This is a genomic window from Oleiphilus sp. HI0043, from assembly GCF_001634935.1.
The window spans coordinates 1-796 of the sequence record NZ_LWEY01001568.1 but is presented as its reverse complement, the minus strand read 5'-3'; the positions used below and the strand labels follow the sequence as shown (position 1 = coordinate 796).

1 protein-coding gene is annotated in these 796 nt (G+C 44.3%); it reads right to left on the bottom strand.

Annotated features, from left to right (window positions below; all coding sequences use genetic code 11):
• Positions 1–319 precede the first annotated feature (319 nt).
• A partial coding sequence (locus A3729_RS23395) for a flagellar brake protein (protein ID WP_068634346.1) occupies positions 320–796 on the bottom strand: 477 nt, incomplete at its 5' end.

The window sequence follows — 796 nt, the reverse complement described above, 5'->3', positions numbered from 1 at the left end:
ATCGTCAGCTCGAGTTAATTCAGGAGGCTGGAACAAAACCTCGATATCAAAGACATCTGCAAACTCTGAACAGATATCTCCGCCCATCTGTCCACCTGCACACAAAAATGATACTGAAGCCAATCTACCCTGCAAAACTAAATCTTTCAGACCGACTAAAACCGCTCTTAGCCTATCGGCCGCCTTGGCCTCTACGCCTCTGGAAATCGCTATTTCTGTGGTAGATGCTGCATCACTACCTTTAAGCGCAGCCGGCCCACCCATTCCAGCTAGAGGGTTAAGCACCAAACCAANAGTAAAACTTGCTTGGCTCATTGCCTTATCTTCGTTCATTTTCGTAAATGTAGCTGGAAAGTGTTAACACATACTCATCAGTCAGGTTCACAAACTGAATACCGACAATATAGCGACCTTCCTCACCAACTTCTTCATCGGTATTTAGCTCTATATTGCGGATAATACTCGGAAGGCAAATTCTCTTAGTCACACCGCTCGCACTCAGCTCAAAAGACACCAAAAGCTCATGCCCCTTTTCACCCAATGACTGGGGAGAAGACATTCTTGCACCAGTTTTGCTTAAGTTATCAATATAAGCAGGTTTAGGCCATTCACCAAAAATATCGAAGTCGCTATCTATTTCAGCCTCAATATTTGTCGTGACACGTTCAGAGTTACGAATCTGGAGCGCGGTAATTTCTTCAGGATAAACCAAGTGATAATAGCTATAAGGCTGAATTGAACGATAGGCGACACGAGTTTCAAAAGCACAGACTTGCTTACCCACCAAAAGCCGAAC